Genomic DNA, 16,680 nt, shown 5'->3' on the forward strand with positions numbered 1-16,680 from the left:
TCGTTAGCTCAGTTGGTAGAGCAGTTGACTTTTAATCAATTGGTCGCAGGTTCGAATCCCGCACGACCCACCATTATGTCAAGTAATCCCGCACAACCCACCATTATACCCCCCAGTGATACCTTTTCCCTGCAATGTTACATATACTGCTAATCTCAGTGTCCCAAAGTTCCCCCTATAATTCTCTGACATTCCATCTGTATCTCACTTTTCCATCTCATTTTTAACTCCATTAAACATTTTCACCATTATCAGACAATTTTGGGCGACTTTTAGCTGGATATTGGGTATTTTGTTTAGGATAGCAAACAAATTAACTCTTACTGGCGGCCAACAACTTTGCTGGCTCCGGAATAACCGGCAACAGAGATGTGAGCGATGAGTGAAACTTTTGATGTGAATGCGGCTATTTATCCTTTCCCTTCGCGGCCTGTCCCTTTGGATATGAATGAAAAAGCCTTTTACCGTGAGAAAATCAAAACACTGCTGAAGCAACGCGATGCTGTGTTAGTCGCTCACTATTATACCGATCCTGAAATTCAGGCATTAGCCGAAGAGACGGGAGGATGTGTTGCTGACTCCCTGGAAATGGCGAGATTTGGCAATAGTCATCCGGCATCAACGCTACTGGTCGCCGGTGTGCGCTTTATGGGGGAAACGGCCAAGATCCTGAATCCAGAGAAGCGGGTGCTGATGCCAACCCTGAAAGCGGAATGCTCGCTGGATTTAGGCTGCCCGGCTGATGAGTTTGCCGCATTCTGTGATAGCCATCCAGACCGCACCGTGGTGGTGTACGCCAATACGTCGGCGGCAGTAAAAGCCAGAGCTGATTGGGTGGTGACCTCCAGTATTGCTGTCGAGTTAATCGAACATCTCGATAGCTTGGGCGAGAAAATAATCTGGGCACCGGATCGTCACCTGGGTCACTACGTGCAGAAAAAGAGTGGAGCAGATGTATTGTGCTGGCAGGGGGCCTGTATCGTCCATGACGAGTTTAAAACCCAGGCACTGGCCAACATGAAAGCGCTACATCCTGATGCCGCGGTGTTGGTTCACCCAGAGTCGCCACAGGCAATCGTCGATATGGCTGATGCCGTCGGCTCGACCAGCCAGTTGATTATGGCTGCCAAAACGCTGCCACAAAAGAAACTGATCGTGGCGACCGATCGTGGCATTTTTTACAAGATGCAGCAGGTTTGCCCAGATAAAGAATTATTCGAAGCGCCTACGGCGGGTGAAGGTGCAACTTGTAGAAGTTGTGCTCATTGTCCGTGGATGGCGATGAATGGCCTCAGAGCGATTGCTGAGGGGCTAGAGCAGGGCGGGGTGATGCATGAGATACATGTCGATGAAGAATTGCGTCAGCAGGCGCTGATACCGTTAAATCGCATGTTGGATTTTGCTAATCAGTTGAAGTTGCAGATCAAAGGTAATGCCTAAATATTTCATACTGACGACAAAGTCAAATGAAAGGGAATCGGATCGTAGCGACGTCAGCCGCCGGAGTGGGCGTAGGTGCGGTAAACCCGTCACTCTACAAGCGATAAAACAGTTGTATTAACAGCAAAAGGACCCCCAGATGGATTTCTTCAGTACAAGCAATATTTTGGTACATATTCCGCTGGGTGCGGGGGGGTATGACCTTTCATGGATAGAAGCGATTGGTACGCTGTTTGGTCTGCTGTGTATTTGGTTTGCCAGCAAAGAAAAAATCATCAACTACTTGTTTGGTTTGATTAACGTGACATTGTTCGCGGTGATCTTCTTCCAGATCCAGCTCTACGCCAGCCTGTTATTGCAGTTGTTTTTCTTCGTTGCCAATATTTACGGTTGGTATGCCTGGAGCAAGCAGACATCCGATAATCAGGCAGAGTTGAAAATTCGCTGGTTGTCATTGCCTAAAGCATTAGCCTGGGGCGCGGCTTGTGTGGCGGGTATTGCTCTAATGACACGGTATATTGATATCGTTTTTGCCTGGTTGACCCGTGTCGCCGTGACCCTGATGCAAAGTTTAGGTGCTAACGTTCAGCTGCCTGAATTGCAACCCGATGCATTCCCGTTCTGGGATTCCACTATGATGATTTTGTCAATTGTGGCAATGATCCTGATGACCCGAAAATACGTTGAGAACTGGCTTATTTGGGTGGTGATTGACGTGATCAGTGTGGCTATTTTCGCCTATCAGGGCGTATATGCCATGGCACTGGAATACGTATTATTGACGCTTATTGCCCTGAATGGCTCTTGGTTGTGGATTAAGAGCGCCGCGCGGAGTCATTCACGCCCACTCTCAACTAAAAGTTAATAATATCTCGGCTCAATAGCTTTGATTAAAAGCGTCCGTCAGGCGGTGGTTATTATTGCGTCCGCTTCCGAGCGGACGGGTTGCAGTTTGCCTATCAGTGATGATGGCGCCCACCTGCGCCAGCAGCCTGATTGATACCACAATTGGGGGCTTCGCAATGCTGATATTCCATCTGAATAGTGGCATGACCAATATTGTAATGGTGCAGTAAATGATGCTGGATACGCTGCAATAATTCGTCATTATCCAATGGTGGGATCACCTGCACATGCAGTGTCATTAGCCGTTGGTCGCCGACTTGCCATAAATGGACATGATGGGCGTCCCTTACTTCATAGATGCTGGCGCACAAGTCTTTGCGCAGTTTATTGATATCAATTTCTTGCGGTGCACCTTCCAATAGTTCGTGGAAACTTTCTTTCAGCAGCCGCCAGGCGCTGCGTAATACCAACGCAGAGACTAACACTGACAAAATCGGGTCGATTGGCGTCCAACCGGTTGTCAGGATCACCACCGCTGCGACGATGGCCCCTACTGAACCTAATAAATCACCCAATACATGTAAGGCTGCGGCACGTACATTGATATTCTTTTCTTCACCCTGATGAAGTATCCAGAAGCAAAAAATATTCGCAAATAACCCCGCGATGGCGATGATTAACATCGGCATTCCCATCACTTCGTGTGGGGAAAAGAAACGTTGAGCGGCCTCCCAGACAATTAATACGACGATCAACAGCAATGCTGCGGCATTAACAAAAGCGGCCAGAGTGGTTAGCCGTAAATAACCGAAAGTATGGCGAGAGTCAGGTTTCCGTTGAGAAAAATGTACTGCCATCAAGGCGATGAAGAGTGCGGCAGAGTCAGTTAGCATATGCCCGGCATCGGCTAATAATGCCAGCGAACCCGATAACCAGCCGCCAATAGCTTCAACCACCATAAACAGTGTGGTGACGGCAAAGGCTATCAGTAGACGTTTGCCGTTACTGTCTTGTGGGAAAAATGAGGGTGTTGCCATATTGATCCTTTGACCTTGAAATGTGTGCGTAGCACTGTCTGTTTATGTTAACTCTGACAGGGTTTGATTCAAGTCATGAATTAACTGTGCTAACAGATTTTGCAGTTCAGTATAGGCCGCAGGGGAGACTTTGCCTTGCTGACGTTGGCCCATTAACTGAAGCCAACATTGTCGTTGCCAACCAGATAGAAATGGATGGATTCATTCAATGAGTTGATACCTAATAGTAATAACATTGTTATTGCTGTTTATCTGCACCCAACACCAAATGTAATAAAGTAGATTTACAGCATTCGATTCACCAGCTAAATTGGTTCAGATATAGGTTGTGCGATGACCGCCACAAGACTTAATGGAAGAGCTATGAATTACCTGAATGATGACCTCCGAATTAATGAAATTAAGGAACTCCTGCCACCTGTTGCTTTGTTAGAGAAGTTTCCAGCCAGCGAAAAAGCAGCAGCAACCGTATCTAAAACCCGCACAGCTATTCACAACATCTTGCGCGCTCAGGACGATCGCTTGTTGGTGGTTATTGGCCCATGCTCTATTCATGACACTCAGGCGGCAAAAGAGTATGCAACCCGTTTGTTGGCACTGCGCCAAGAGTTACAAGGCGAACTTGAAGTCGTTATGCGGGTGTATTTTGAAAAGCCACGTACCACCGTGGGTTGGAAAGGTCTGATTAACGATCCGCATATGGATGGCAGTTACGACATCAATGACGGTTTGCGTATTGCGCGTAAATTGCTGTTGGATATTAACGATAGCGGGCTACCGGCTGCGGGTGAGTTTCTGGATATGATCACGCCACAATATTTGGCTGATCTAATGAGCTGGGGTGCCATCGGCGCACGTACCACTGAATCTCAGGTTCACCGTGAGCTGGCTTCTGGCCTGTCTTGCCCAGTTGGGTTTAAAAATGGTACCGATGGCACGATTAAAGTCGCTATCGATGCGATTAATGCTGCCAGCGCACCGCACTGTTTCTTGTCTGTGACCAAATGGGGCCATTCAGCGATTGTTAATACAGCCGGTAACGATGATTGCCATATCATTTTGCGTGGCGGTAAAGAGCCAAATTACAGCAGCGTACATGTTGCTGAGGTGAAAGAAGGGCTCAGTAACGCGGGTCTTGAACCGCAAATTATGATTGATTTCAGCCATGCTAACAGCAGTAAGCAATTCAAAAAGCAAATGGAAGTGGCTACCGATGTTTGCCGTCAGATTGCTCAGGGTGAAAAATCCATTATGGGCGTGATGATTGAAAGCCATCTGGTCGAAGGCAATCAGAATTTGGAAAGTAGCGAACCATTGACTTACGGTAAAAGTGTCACTGATGCCTGTATTGGCTGGGAAGATACTGAAACGGTGCTGCGTCAGTTAGCTAGTGCAGTTAGAGCTCGCCGCCAATAGGTTATTGTCGCTGCTATTTTGCATTTGGGCAGCGCTCGCCATCCTCACGTACTGTCAGTACGCTCTGGTGTCTGTGCGCTGTTCGTATCCTAATTCAGATTAATTTGTGCTCAAAATTGCGCTGTTCCCTAACCGTCACCCTTAAACGCCAGAAACTCAAAGTAACAGAGAAAGTGTGGCACTGGCGCTATGTTGACTGGCCTGAACATAGGAAGGTGAGAGCGTTATTAGCTGATTAATCAGGAGTTCTACCAGTAACATCCCGCCTACTTTTGAGGTCAATAACCCCGCAGTTAATGGGCCTTCGGGTTTGGCTGCCACCAGCAGAATATCGGCCAGCGAGGAAAGAGGGCTACGGAGTGTATTGCTGATCCCGATGATCTTTGTCCCCTGTCGTTGCGCCAGTTCAACTGCATGAAGTACATCCTTGGTCGAGCCAGAACTGGAAATAACAACCACGATATCCTGATGGTCCAGACTGACTGCATTCATGGCGGCACGATGCATATCAGAAAAACACTGTGATGCCTTCCCAAGGCGCAACAATTTGTAGCCAAGATAATCTGACACGATGGCACTGGCTGCCACGCCATAAATTTGGACTGAACGCGCGTTGTGAATGTTCATGGCGGCGTGGCTCAATGTCTGCCGGTCCAGCAGTTTTCCGGTATCGCGCAGTGCATTCACGCTGTCTTCAATCAGTGTTTGGACCTCATCACCCCCTTCAATGAATTGGCGGGGGTGGCTCTGATGAGTCTCCATGGCCAGCCCCATTTTGAACTCACTAAAACCCTTACAGCCGAGTTGACGACAAAGACGGGTCACGCTGGCTTCGCTGGTCTGACTTTCCCGTGCCAGCTCGGTAATGGTCAGATAAAGCACGCGTTGTGGTTGTTCCAACACAAAGCTACTGAGCTTAGCTAATGTCGGGCTATAGTTTTCCAGCTCCTGTCGCATACGTAGAAGCAAGGTTCCAGTTTCCTTGGTCTGACTCACTCAACTCTCCTTTTAATCATTTATCTCTCTAGTTTGGCTGATATGCCGTAGTTAACGCCAGAAGAATTCTGTATAGATAACATTTTTTTGGTGGTAATTATTATTGTGTTTATATAATGTGATGAAAATATTTATCAATGCCAGTAACAACACAACACAACACAACACAACAACAAAAAACAAGGTGAGTTCATGTCGATCTTTAATGGTTCAGGTGGCGGGGCATGGTTCGAAAAAGCACAAAAATTTGGTAAGTCGTTCATGTTACCCATCGCAATCTTGCCCGCTGCGGGGTTGTTGTTGGGGATCGGTGGAGCATTATCCAATCCTAATACCCTCTCGGCTTATCCGTTTTTAAATATTGCCGCATTACAGGCCGTGTTTATGGTCATGGCCAGCGCCGGGTCAATTGTTTTTGCTAACCTTGCGGTGCTATTTGCTGTTGGGGTGGCGGTTGGATTGGCGCGAAGCGATAAAGGTACCGCAGGACTTTCTGCGTTGCTGGGTTATCTGGTGATGAACGCCACCATTAACGCCATTCTGATCCTTAAAGGGCAGTTGGCTACGTCGAATCTCAGTGCCGCAGGGCAGGGGATGGCGCTTGGGATACAGACACTGGAAACCGGTGTATTTGGCGGAGTGGTGATTGGGTTAGTCACCTGGTGGCTACATAATCGCTATAATAAAATTGAGTTGCCACAGTTTCTTGGCTTCTTTGGTGGCTCGAGGTTTGTGCCGATAGTTTCCTCCATGGCGGCGATAGTGGTCGGCGTGTTGATGTTCTTCATCTGGCCGCACTTCCAGAAAGTCATTTTCGGTCTGGGTGGTCTGGTGGATGCCACTGGTTATCTGGGGACGTTCATTTACGGCTTCGTGCTGCGTATGCTTGGCCCATTCGGTCTGCATCATATCTTTTACCTACCGTTCTGGACTACGGCACTGGGCGGTAGTGAGGTTATCAACGGCCATCTTATCGAAGGCACACAGCGCATCTTTTTTGCGCAACTGGCCGACCCTGATACCAAGCAATTTTATGTTGGCACTTCGCGGTTTATGTCCGGTCGTTTTATCACCATGATGTTTGGTTTGGTTGGGGCTTGTTTGGCGATGTACCACACCGCCCGTCCTGAAAATAAAAAACGGGTGGCAGGTTTACTGCTTTCCGCGGCTCTCACCTCTTTTCTGACCGGGATCACCGAGCCAATTGAATTTTCCTTCCTGTTTGTGGCCCCGATGCTTTATGTGCTGCATGCGGTGTTTGATGGGTTGGCGTTTATGATTGCCCACATATTGCATATCACTATTGGGCAGACTTTCTCCGGCGGCTTTATCGATTTTGTGCTGTTCGGTGTGCTACAGGGGGAAAGCAAAACCAACTGGATGCTGGTGCCACTGGTCGGTGTGCCTTGGTTTGCACTCTATTACTTCTCGTTCCGCTTCCTTATTCAGCGCTTCAACCTAAAAACGCCAGGGCGCGACAGTGGCGAGGTTCAGGAAAGCGTGGTGGTTACCGATCGTGCAGGGTTGGTGATTGAGGCGCTCGGTGGGGCAGCTAATATTGTAGAGCTGGACTGCTGTGCGACACGGCTGCGTGTTAGTGTGCAGCAGTCTGCGTTGGTTGATGAAGCCAAGCTAAAAGCCAGCGGTGCGCGCGCGGTACTTATCCGAGGCAACGGGATCCAGGTTATTTACGGCCCGCACGTTACGATTATCAAGAACGAAATTGAGGAAATGCTGGCGGTGTGAATGCGTTAATTTTAGCCACTAAAGCATAGCTAAATAAAACCCCCCGACATTGATGATGCACGGGGGGTTTTTAGGTCAATGACAACGCCATTTATCGCGCACCTCGGGGCGCCCCGGCGACTGCGTCGCTACGACCCCAACGGCACGTTTCCCCTTTATTTGACTTTGTCAGCGATCCAAAAACCCCGATATTTATGATGCACGGCGGTTTTTAATCGTGCTAATCAGGAATGATTACTTCGCTTTACCTTGGTTCGCAACTGCCGCTGCTTTGGCCGCGATTTCATCAGCGTCACCCAGGTAGTAGCGTTTGGTTGGTTTAAAGTTTTCATCAAACTCATAGACCAACGGCACGCCGGTTGGGATATTCAGCTCAAGAATTTCATCCTCGCTCAGGTCATCCAGATATTTTACCAATGCACGCAGAGAGTTACCGTGGGCGGCGATAATCACGCGCTCACCACTGGCAATACGGGGTTTGATCGTGTCATTCCAGTAAGGGATAACACGGTCAATCGTCAGAGCCAGGCTTTCAGTGGTTGGCAATTCTTCAGGCTTGAGTTTTGCGTAGCGCGGGTCATGGCCAGGGAAACGCTCATCGTTTTTCTCCAGCGCAGGTGGTGTTATAGCATAACCACGACGCCACAGTTTGACTTGCTCATCACCGTACTTAGCCGCAGTCTCTGATTTATCCAGACCTTGTAGTGCGCCGTAGTGACGCTCATTCAATTTCCAGGTTTTTTCTGTTGGCAGCCAAGCCTGATCTAATTCGTCCAGGATGCTCCACAGGGTGTGGATAGCGCGTTTCAGTACTGAGGTGTAAGCGAAATCAAAAGCGAAACCTTCGTCTTTTAACAGCTTGCCGGCGGCTTGTGCTTCAGTACGACCTTTTTCAGACAGATCAACGTCATACCAACCGGTGAATCGGTTTTCATTGTTCCATTGGCTTTCGCCGTGTCGTACCAGAACCAGCTTAGTTACTGCCATAGCGTTAACTCCTTTAATGTGAAACTCAATCTCCATACCTTGGATATTTGAAGCGGGATATTTACCGTCCTAATTACTTCGGGTATAGATTAATATTCAATGATAACTATTATCATTATATTGCGGGATTGCCGCTTACAGCAATCGTTTGTGTTTAACCATAGCCAATTTTTTACATTAACGTAAGACCGAGCTTAGAACCGATTCTGTCAAATTTGTAACCAATGACAATATGGGGTTAATGGCAACGCAATTTATAGCTCAGTGAGTGAAGGACTGACCGCACCTGGGGGTGTTCCGATGGCTGACGCCATGACGACCCCAACGGCACGTTTCCCCTTCATTTGAGTTTGTTAGTCGCCTGAATATGGCGCATTAAATACGCCATATTGTCTATGAGTAGGTATTGGAAGAGGAGGTTATGCCGCTTTTTTCAGGCAGGTGCTCATAAAGGTTTTGCGAGTATCGCCTTTTAACGCTTTGCTGGCAGCCTCAGCATTACAGCTTTTCATTTTCTGCTGCTGTGGGGTCAATGCTTTTTCATCAGGATGAACTTGCGCTTTCAAGCACTGGCTCATAAATTTCTTCCGGTCATCGCCTTTCAGCGATTGGGTCGTGGCCTGCTGATTGCAGTCAGTCATTTTTTTCTGTTGTGCGGCCTGAGCCGGTGAAGGTATTTTCGCTGTATCCGCCGCCATCACATTTGCACTAAGCAGTAATCCGGCTGAGAGTAACCATAGGGTAGTTAGACGCATAGGAGTTCCTTAAATAATGTTGAGGGTCTGAAAGGGCGGGCAACAGGTCAACACCACCGCCTGACAGATGCCGTTAAGCGTAGATGCTAGTGCTGAATAAGGGTAGTAAATCAGTTATATCTTAGACGATTGGAGACTGCCGCCAGAGCGGCAATCTTTCATAGCGCGATAAAGTGATAAACCGTGGTGGCGCGGTAGGTTTTCCCCGGTTTTAACCAACAATCAGGTTGTGGCCATTCGGGGTGATTGGGGCTGTCAGGTAGAAATTCACTTTCCAGTGCGACACCAGTATAAGCGGCGTAGGTTCCACCATTGCGTGAGGGGGTTCCGCTAAGGAAATTGCCGCCATACAACTGCAACGCCGGTGCCGAGGTATAAACACTCATTTGTACCCGATTATCGGATGACCATAGATGAGCCGCAGGGCTTGCCGTGGCACCGCAGGTACGGTGCAATAGATAAGCATGGTCGTAGCCTTTAACCCGCTGCTGGCAACGGTCTTTTAGGAAGTCGCGCGCCAGTGTTTTCGGCTGACGGAAATCCATACCGGTTTTTTCAACATTCGCTAACCCACCGGTTGGGATCCCTTCACTGTCGACCGGTAAGTAACGGTCAGCAAACAACTGCAACCGATGCGCCCGAACGTCATGCCCTTCGCCATCAAGATTGAAGTAAGCATGATTAGTCAGGTTCACCGGGCAGGTTTTATCAACCTGCGCCTGATAATGAATCTCCAGCCGGTTGTCTTCTGTCAATAGATACTGAACTTCAGCGGTCAGATTGCCGGGGAAGCCTTGATCACCATCCGGTGAATGCAGTTGATAAGTGACCTGTTTTTCATCCTGCTTAACTTTTCTCCAGCGCCGGGCATGGAAACCTTCCGGGCCGCCATGCAGTTGGTTAGTCCCTTGATTAGCTAACAGATGGAGCGTTTCACCTTCCACCGTAATCTGTGCGTTAGCAATACGGTTGGCATAGCGGCCAACGGTTGCACCAAGATAAGCGGCCTGATGCAGGTAGTCGGCGGGGGTTTGGCAGCCCAACAGCAACTCGCGTTTTTCGCCCTCTTTCAGTGGCAGTACCGCAGATAACCAGGTCGCGCCCCAGTCCATCAGGGTTACACTCATGCCTGTTTTATTATGTAACTCAGTCAATTCAAAGGGATGACCATCCGGTGCTAACGGGTTAACACTGCTGGGCGCTACAGCGTCGTTCTTCAGCATAAACCTGCTCCTTGTGAAGCCTTGCATACGTAGAAGGTTTCTATCCTGCCGCCGCTGTGTGCTGGATATTCCCGCGCGACAGCAGCACGAACCGGCTCGACCAGCACAACTGGCATCAGCGCGACAATACAGCCACCGAAACCACCACCCGTCATACGGACACCGCCTTGCTCGCCAATAACCGATTTTACAATATCCACTAAGCTGTCGATTGGTGGAACTGTGATCGCGAAGTCATCACGCATTGAAATGTGAGACTCCTGCATCAGTTGCCCCATCAATTTCAAATCACCGGCGGCCAGCGCATCAGCGGCGGCCAGAGTGCGTTCGTTTTCCGTGATCACATGGCGAGCGCGTTTAGCTACCACAGGATCTAACTCATCCTGAATAGAGAAGAACAGAGTAGGGTCTACATCACGCAAGGCTTTGACACCAAAGAAGCGGGCTGCGGTTTCACATTGTTGACGACGGGTGTTGTATTCGCTATCAACCAGGCCCCGTTTCACATTGGAGTTAATAATGACCACGGCAACGTCCTTCGGCATCGTCACGGCGCGGGTTTCCAAGCTACGGCAATCGATCAACAGTGCATTGTCTTGTTCACCCAGCGCTGAAATCAGTTGATCCATAATGCCGCAGTTACAGCCAACAAATTGGTTCTCTGCTGCCTGCCCATTTAGTGCCAGTTCCACGCCGCTGAGGGGTAACTGATACAGTGACTGAAAGGCCTGACCTACCGCCACTTCTAATGATGCGGAAGAACTCAGGCCGGCACCTTGCGGCACATTACCGCTGATGACCAGATCTGCTCCGTCAAAATCGGCATGGCGCAGTTGCAAGTGTTTCACCACCCCGCGCACGTAATTCGCCCAGCGATATTCAGGGTGTGGAACGATGGGGTCATCAAGTGAGAATATGTCCTGCTGATTTTCATAATCAGCTGCAATAACACGAATCTGGCGGTCATCACGTTTGCCACAACTGATCACGGTTTCATAATCAATGGCGCAGGGCAGTACAAAACCGTCGTTATAATCGGTATGTTCGCCAATAAGATTAACGCGGCCCGGAGCTTTGATAGTGATGTCAGGTTCATGGCTAAAATGTTGGCGGAAAATGGCCTGGGTATGTTGTTTTAAACTCATTATTTGACTCCGGCTTCTCGATAATGAACATCACTTACTGCCCGCAGGTATTCAGCCGCCTGTTCTGCTGTCAGGTCGCGCTGGGTTTCGGCCAGCATTTCATAACCCACCATAAATTTCCGTACCGACGCTGAGCGCAGTAATGGCGGGTAAAAATGAGCATGTAGCTGCCAATGTGCGTTGTTATCCGCGTGATAAGGCGCGCCGTGCCACCCCATCGAATAAGGGAAAGAGCACGAAAATAAGTTGTCGTAACGGCTGGTGAGTTTTTTCAGGGCGATGGCCAGATCAATACGCTGTTCAGCCGACAGATTATCTAACCGCAATACATGGGCTTTTGGCAGTAATAAGGTTTCAAATGGCCATGCCGCCCAGTAAGGGACAACCGCCAGCCAGTGTTCCGTTTCAACCACCGTTCGGCTGCCGTCACGGCGCTCGCGCTCGGCATAATCAAGTAGCATTGGTGACTGATATTGCTGAAAATATTGCTGTTGCAGCCGGTCTTCCCGGGCAGCTTCATTCGGTAAGAAGCTGTTGGCCCAAATTTGTCCATGGGGATGAGGGTTAGAGCAACCCATCGCCGCGCCTTTATTTTCAAACACTTGAACCCAAGGATAGGTTTTACCCAATTCGGCACTTTGTTGCTGCCAGGTCTGAATAACATCGTCCAATGCAGGCAGAGTCAGTTGTGGCAAGGTTTTACTGTGATCCGGTGAGAAGCAAATAACCCTGCTGGTACCCCGCGCGCTTTGGCTGCGCATCAGGGGGTCATCACTTTGCGGCGCATCGGGGGTATCGGGCATCAGCGCCGCGAAGTCATTAGTAAACACATAAGTTGACGCGTAATCAGGATTGATATCGCCGGTCACGCGGGTATTACCGGGGCACAAGAAACAATCAGAGTCATGCGCCGGTAAGCTCTCGCTCGCCGTGGCTTCTTGCTGACCTTGCCATGGGCGCTTAGCCCGATGAGGCGATACCAATACCCATTGGTCATTCAATGGGTTATATCTGCGATGTGGATGATCCACAGGGTTAAAATCAGTCATAACAACACCTTAATCGGGATAGCCCTGAGGATTATTTGATTGCCAGCGCCAGGTGTCTGTCGCCATGTCGTCAAGTGAGCGGCTGACTCGCCAGCCCAACTGTTCTGCTGCTTTGGTTGCATCTGCCCAATAAGCCGGTAAGTCACCCTCACGGCGTGGGGCAAAATGGTAGGCTAGCGGCTTGCCGCACGCTTTACTGAATGCCTCGACCACTTGCAATACACTGCTACCGACACCGGCACCCAAATTAAAGATATGTACGCCGGGCTGGTTGTGTAGTTTTTTCATCGCCGCCACATGACCATCGGCTAAATCGACCACATGAATATAGTCACGCACGCCAGTGCCATCAGGGGTCGGGTAGTCTTTACCGAATATCGCCAGTGATTCACGGCGGCCAACCGCAACCTGAGCGATAAATGGCATCAGGTTATTCGGGATACCTTGCGGATCTTCACCCATCGATCCTGATGGATGAGCACCAACCGGATTGAAATAGCGCAGAATGGTCATATTCCATTGCGGGGACGCCTGTTGTACATCTTGTAGAATCTGTTCAACCATCAATTTACTGCGACCATACGGGCTGGAAGGTGAGCCAGTCGGCAAATTTTCAACATAAGGAATTTGCGGCTGATCGCCATATACCGTGGCAGAAGAACTGAAAATAAAGTTTTTGACCTGGGCCGCACGCATGGCTTCCAGCAAGACTAACGTGCCGAAAACATTATTATTGTAATATTCCAGCGGCTTACTTACTGATTCGCCAACGGCTTTCAGGCCAGCAAAATGGATGACAGCATGGATAGAATGATCGGCGAATATTTTGTCAAGCAAAGCGCGATCACGGATATCACCCTGATAAAATTTAGGTGTGTAGCTGGTCAAATGGTGTATTCGGGCTAATACGCTGGATTTGCTGTTGCAAAGGTTGTCGAGGATGACCGGCTTATAACCAGCTTCAATCAATTGCACACAGGTATGGCTACCAATGTAACCGCTACCACCTGTTACCAGAACGGACATAAAAGACTCCTCGAATGACTTTTGTCTAAGAAAGATAGCACGACATTGTGTGGGAAAAGGTGATCTACGCTCAATAATGGAATCGTTTACATTTATTTTTTTTCTAGTTTAACCCCCGTAGAAGCATAAAACAGGGGAATGAGCAAGGATAGGAAAAAAATAGAGAAATTACGGTCATAACAAAGATCACTGAAGTGGTAGCGTTCCCATCCATCAATTCAGCAGGAATGTCCTGCTGACAACCTACTGACCCGATATCAGTATAGAAAGGCTGTATCGGGTCAGTAGGTAATGCCGTAAATGGAGTCAGTGCGGTAAATAAAGTGGATAGGTGAAAAACAGCAAATGCATCAAGTTCAGAGCAAAATGAAACGCTACAGCCACCCATAAACGGCCACTCCACAGCCATGCCAGACCGTAAATCAGCCCCGCCAGTGTCGCGAATATCATCAATAATGGGCCGCCAGCAAGATGTGCGACGCCAAATAACAGCGCGGTGATGAGTAGTGCTGGATAGTAGCCTAGCCACTGGCTTAGCCGTTGTTGCAAATATCCACGGAACAGCGCTTCTTCCGCCAAACAAACAAAAAATACATTGGCGATAACAAAGGAGCCAATCCATGCAGGGGTGTGCATTTCAATTTTCAGGCCGCCTAAGGTGACAGCTAACAATAACAATGCTGGCATGCTGACAATCAGGCCAACCCAGCCCATTCGGCCTATTGACGGGTGTTTATTGGCAATAAACAGGGTTGGCAGACCAGCTAGCAAGATAAAGGGTATCAACGCTTTATCAAGATTGTAATACATGCTGAAGGGGGCGCTGAGCGCACCTACTTCGACGTTATCCAACACCTTCAAATTGTTAAAACCAGGGACCCAATGTAGGAATAACGCAATTGCGGCTAATACCAACAGCAATTCCAGAGCAGCAGCCAGCCATTTATGTTGTCGGTATTTTTTCAGCAGCAGTACAACCGTCAATGTTAGCAGTAAGAATACGGCTGATGGGAGGGTCAGAACGCCATGATAAAAGGCAATCGACAGTGAGGAAACTAACAGAAACAGGGAAAGAACCCAGTTAATTGATAAGAAAAGCAACGAAGCAGCAAGTATGCCCCACATAAATATTCCTTTATTTTTACCCGTTATCTTTCAAACCGCAGATAGGTTGGTGGTTTGTATTCCTCGGCCTACCCACGGGTTCTCACCCCTGCTTGTCGCTTTGCTACACGTTGAAATCTATAGAGTGTAATGCTGATGGTTACTGAGTATTTTAATTTATCTATCTATCTACCGCCTGCGCTAATATTGGCGGACGGTAGAAAAGAGATAATAACATAGGAAAGAGAAGGAAATCGTCGCGTTACTTGAGGAAAGCTCCCATTTTTCCAGATAAATATAGAGGTAAAGGCTTGGCTGATAATACTTAGCTTGGTAGTTTTTCCTGTTTATAGTGATAGATCCCGCTATCAGGAACGAAGGTCAGCCGGTGGGTAATGCACTGTGGCGCATCTTCAGCATGGTGAGAAACGAACAATAATTGTGTTGCTCCTTCACCGATCATCACATCAATAAAACGTTGTACTAGCAGACGGTTAAGTGGGTCTAAGCCTTGCAATGGTTCATCAAGAATCAACAATGCCGGGTGCTTAACCAGCGCTCGGGCAATCAATGCCAGTCGTTGTTGCCCCCAGGAGAGGCTGTGAAAGGGCTGGTTGGCGGCAGTGGCTGAAAACCCCAATAAATCTAACCATTGATCAGCTAATTGTTGTTGCCTGTCTGATATGGCCTGATAAATACCTATCGAATCGAAGAAACCAGATAAAATCACGGTGCGCAGGTTGGTACTGACACGATAGTCCAAATGCAGGCTACCGCTGACATAACCAATATGGCGCTTGATATCCCAGATGGTTTCGCCACTGCCCCGGCGGCGGCCAAACAGGGTCAAATCATTGCTGTATCCTTGTGGATGATCGCCAGTTATCAGGCTGAGTAAGGTTGATTTCCCGGCACCGTTCTGACCTATGATTTGCCAGTGCTCTCCGGGGTTCACCTGCCAACTCAGATTGTGCAAAATAGGGCGTTCATTGTATTCAACCACAATATTGCGCAATATAATCAGTGGTTTATCTTGTGGTAAGCGATTTTGTTGTTGCGGGTTTTCTGTTTCCGGCAGCGACAGGCCATCAAGGTTTTCACTGTGCGCCAGTTGGGCTATCAGGGCTTCGGAAAGGAGCTGTTGGCGTGGGCCGGTCTGGGTCAGTTGGCAATCTGCCAACACGCCGACGTATTGCACAAAATCAGGAATGTCATCAAAGCGATTCAACACCAAAACCAAGGTGACACCTTGTGCTGAAAGGGCAGATAACATCCCGGCTAACTGTGCGCGGGCTGCCACATCAAGGCCATCAAAGGGTTCATCCAGGATCAACAGATCCGGTTGCGGCATCAGCGCCCGGCACAACAGTGTTTTTCGGGTTTCACCGGTAGAAAGAGATTTGAACCGACGTGAAAGTAAGTGGCTGATACCAAATTGTTCTGCCAACTGTTGGCAACGCGGTAGGTTGCTGCATTCTTCCTGAATGATTTCAGCGGTGGTGCGCCCGGTGTCGTCCTCATCTGCACTGAGCAGATCGGTATTATTGCGCTGCCACTCTTCGTTGACCAACTGCTGAAGTTGCTCAAATGACAAACGCACCATATGGTGAAAATCGCTCTGGCGGCTGCCGTTCAAAAGGGTTAGTTCCCCTGATAATGCTTTGGCCAGCGCCGATTTACCGCTGCCATTGGCACCGACAAATGCCCAGCTATCACCAATAAATGAACAACGAGCACCAATAAATGAACAACGAGCACCAATAAATGAACAACGAGCATCCAATTGCTTCTTATCACTCGAAAGAATACGTAACTCTGGCACGATGAGTGTTTGGCTGTCACTCAGGCGAAAACAACCTTGCGATATTTGCAATTCAGACATCATGCTTCCCATATTCTGCAACACATTA

Annotated in this window: 14 protein-coding genes; 4 read left to right on the forward strand and 10 right to left on the reverse strand. The window is 48.7% G+C overall.

Annotation, left to right across the window (positions count from 1 at the left end):
• The first annotated feature begins 378 nt into the window (after window positions 1-378).
• A complete protein-coding gene (gene nadA / locus AEP37_RS18230) occupies window positions 379-1,440 on the forward strand; it encodes a quinolinate synthase NadA (protein ID WP_049614684.1) in 1,062 nt (353 codons plus the stop codon).
• Window positions 1,441-1,579: 139 nt separating this feature from the next.
• Complete coding sequence (gene pnuC / locus AEP37_RS18235) at window positions 1,580-2,305, forward strand: nicotinamide riboside transporter PnuC (RefSeq protein ID WP_049614685.1); 726 nt, start codon at window positions 1,580-1,582, stop codon at window positions 2,303-2,305.
• Between the two features lie 94 nt (window positions 2,306-2,399).
• Here the strand turns inward: pnuC and zitB are convergent, their stop codons facing one another.
• Window positions 2,400-3,323, reverse strand: a complete 924-nt coding sequence (zitB, locus tag AEP37_RS18240; protein ID WP_049614686.1) for a CDF family zinc transporter ZitB — start codon at window positions 3,321-3,323, stop codon at window positions 2,400-2,402.
• A gap of 363 nt (window positions 3,324-3,686) precedes the next feature.
• Here zitB and aroG point away from each other — a divergent pair, with 363 nt between their 5' ends.
• Complete coding sequence (gene aroG / locus AEP37_RS18245; RefSeq protein WP_049614687.1) at window positions 3,687-4,739, forward strand: 3-deoxy-7-phosphoheptulonate synthase AroG; 1,053 nt, start codon at window positions 3,687-3,689, stop codon at window positions 4,737-4,739.
• Window positions 4,740-4,895: 156 nt separating this feature from the next.
• Here the strand turns inward: aroG and AEP37_RS18250 are convergent, their stop codons facing one another.
• The gene (locus tag AEP37_RS18250) at window positions 4,896-5,696 is read right to left on the reverse strand and encodes a MurR/RpiR family transcriptional regulator (protein ID WP_049614723.1); all 801 of its coding nucleotides are present in this window, start codon (window positions 5,694-5,696) and stop codon (window positions 4,896-4,898) included.
• 231 nt (window positions 5,697-5,927) lie between these two features.
• On the opposite strand from AEP37_RS18250, the gene AEP37_RS18255 reads away from it, so the two are divergent.
• Window positions 5,928-7,481: a PTS transporter subunit EIIC gene (locus tag AEP37_RS18255; protein WP_049614688.1), complete on the forward strand. Its 1,554-nt coding sequence runs from the start codon at window positions 5,928-5,930 to the stop codon at window positions 7,479-7,481.
• Between the two features lie 234 nt (window positions 7,482-7,715).
• Here AEP37_RS18255 and gpmA read toward each other — a convergent pair whose 3' ends face one another.
• From gpmA to modF, 8 genes are all read right to left on the reverse strand, one after another.
• Window positions 7,716-8,468: a 2,3-diphosphoglycerate-dependent phosphoglycerate mutase gene (gene gpmA / locus AEP37_RS18260; protein WP_049614689.1), complete on the reverse strand. Its 753-nt coding sequence runs from the start codon at window positions 8,466-8,468 to the stop codon at window positions 7,716-7,718.
• Window positions 8,469-8,887: 419 nt separating this feature from the next.
• Window positions 8,888-9,223: a PsiF family protein gene (locus AEP37_RS18265; protein WP_049614690.1), complete on the reverse strand. Its 336-nt coding sequence runs from the start codon at window positions 9,221-9,223 to the stop codon at window positions 8,888-8,890.
• Between the two features lie 158 nt (window positions 9,224-9,381).
• Window positions 9,382-10,446 carry a galactose-1-epimerase gene (gene galM, locus AEP37_RS18270; protein WP_049614691.1) on the reverse strand — a complete coding sequence of 355 codons (1,065 nt, stop codon included), beginning with the start codon at window positions 10,444-10,446 and terminating at the stop codon, window positions 9,382-9,384.
• Window positions 10,440-11,591: a galactokinase gene (gene galK, locus AEP37_RS18275; RefSeq protein WP_049614692.1), complete on the reverse strand. Its 1,152-nt coding sequence runs from the start codon at window positions 11,589-11,591 to the stop codon at window positions 10,440-10,442. The genes galM and galK overlap by 7 nt, the downstream gene beginning before the upstream one ends.
• Window positions 11,591-12,640, reverse strand: coding sequence for a galactose-1-phosphate uridylyltransferase (gene galT, locus AEP37_RS18280; protein ID WP_049614693.1), 1,050 nt, complete (start codon window positions 12,638-12,640; stop codon window positions 11,591-11,593). The genes galK and galT overlap by 1 nt, the downstream gene beginning before the upstream one ends.
• A gap of 9 nt (window positions 12,641-12,649) precedes the next feature.
• Window positions 12,650-13,666 (reverse strand): UDP-glucose 4-epimerase GalE, encoded by a 1,017-nt coding sequence (gene galE / locus AEP37_RS18285; protein WP_049614694.1) that lies wholly within the window; start codon window positions 13,664-13,666, stop codon window positions 12,650-12,652.
• 306 nt (window positions 13,667-13,972) lie between these two features.
• Window positions 13,973-14,791: a CPBP family intramembrane glutamic endopeptidase gene (locus tag AEP37_RS18290; protein WP_049614695.1), complete on the reverse strand. Its 819-nt coding sequence runs from the start codon at window positions 14,789-14,791 to the stop codon at window positions 13,973-13,975.
• Window positions 14,792-15,095: 304 nt separating this feature from the next.
• Window positions 15,096-16,652 (reverse strand): molybdate ABC transporter ATP-binding protein ModF, encoded by a 1,557-nt coding sequence (modF, locus tag AEP37_RS18295; protein WP_049614696.1) that lies wholly within the window; start codon window positions 16,650-16,652, stop codon window positions 15,096-15,098.
• Window positions 16,653-16,680: the final 28 nt, after the last annotated feature.

The organism is Yersinia pekkanenii (assembly GCF_001152565.1).
Taxonomy (GTDB): domain Bacteria; phylum Pseudomonadota; class Gammaproteobacteria; order Enterobacterales; family Enterobacteriaceae; genus Yersinia; species Yersinia pekkanenii.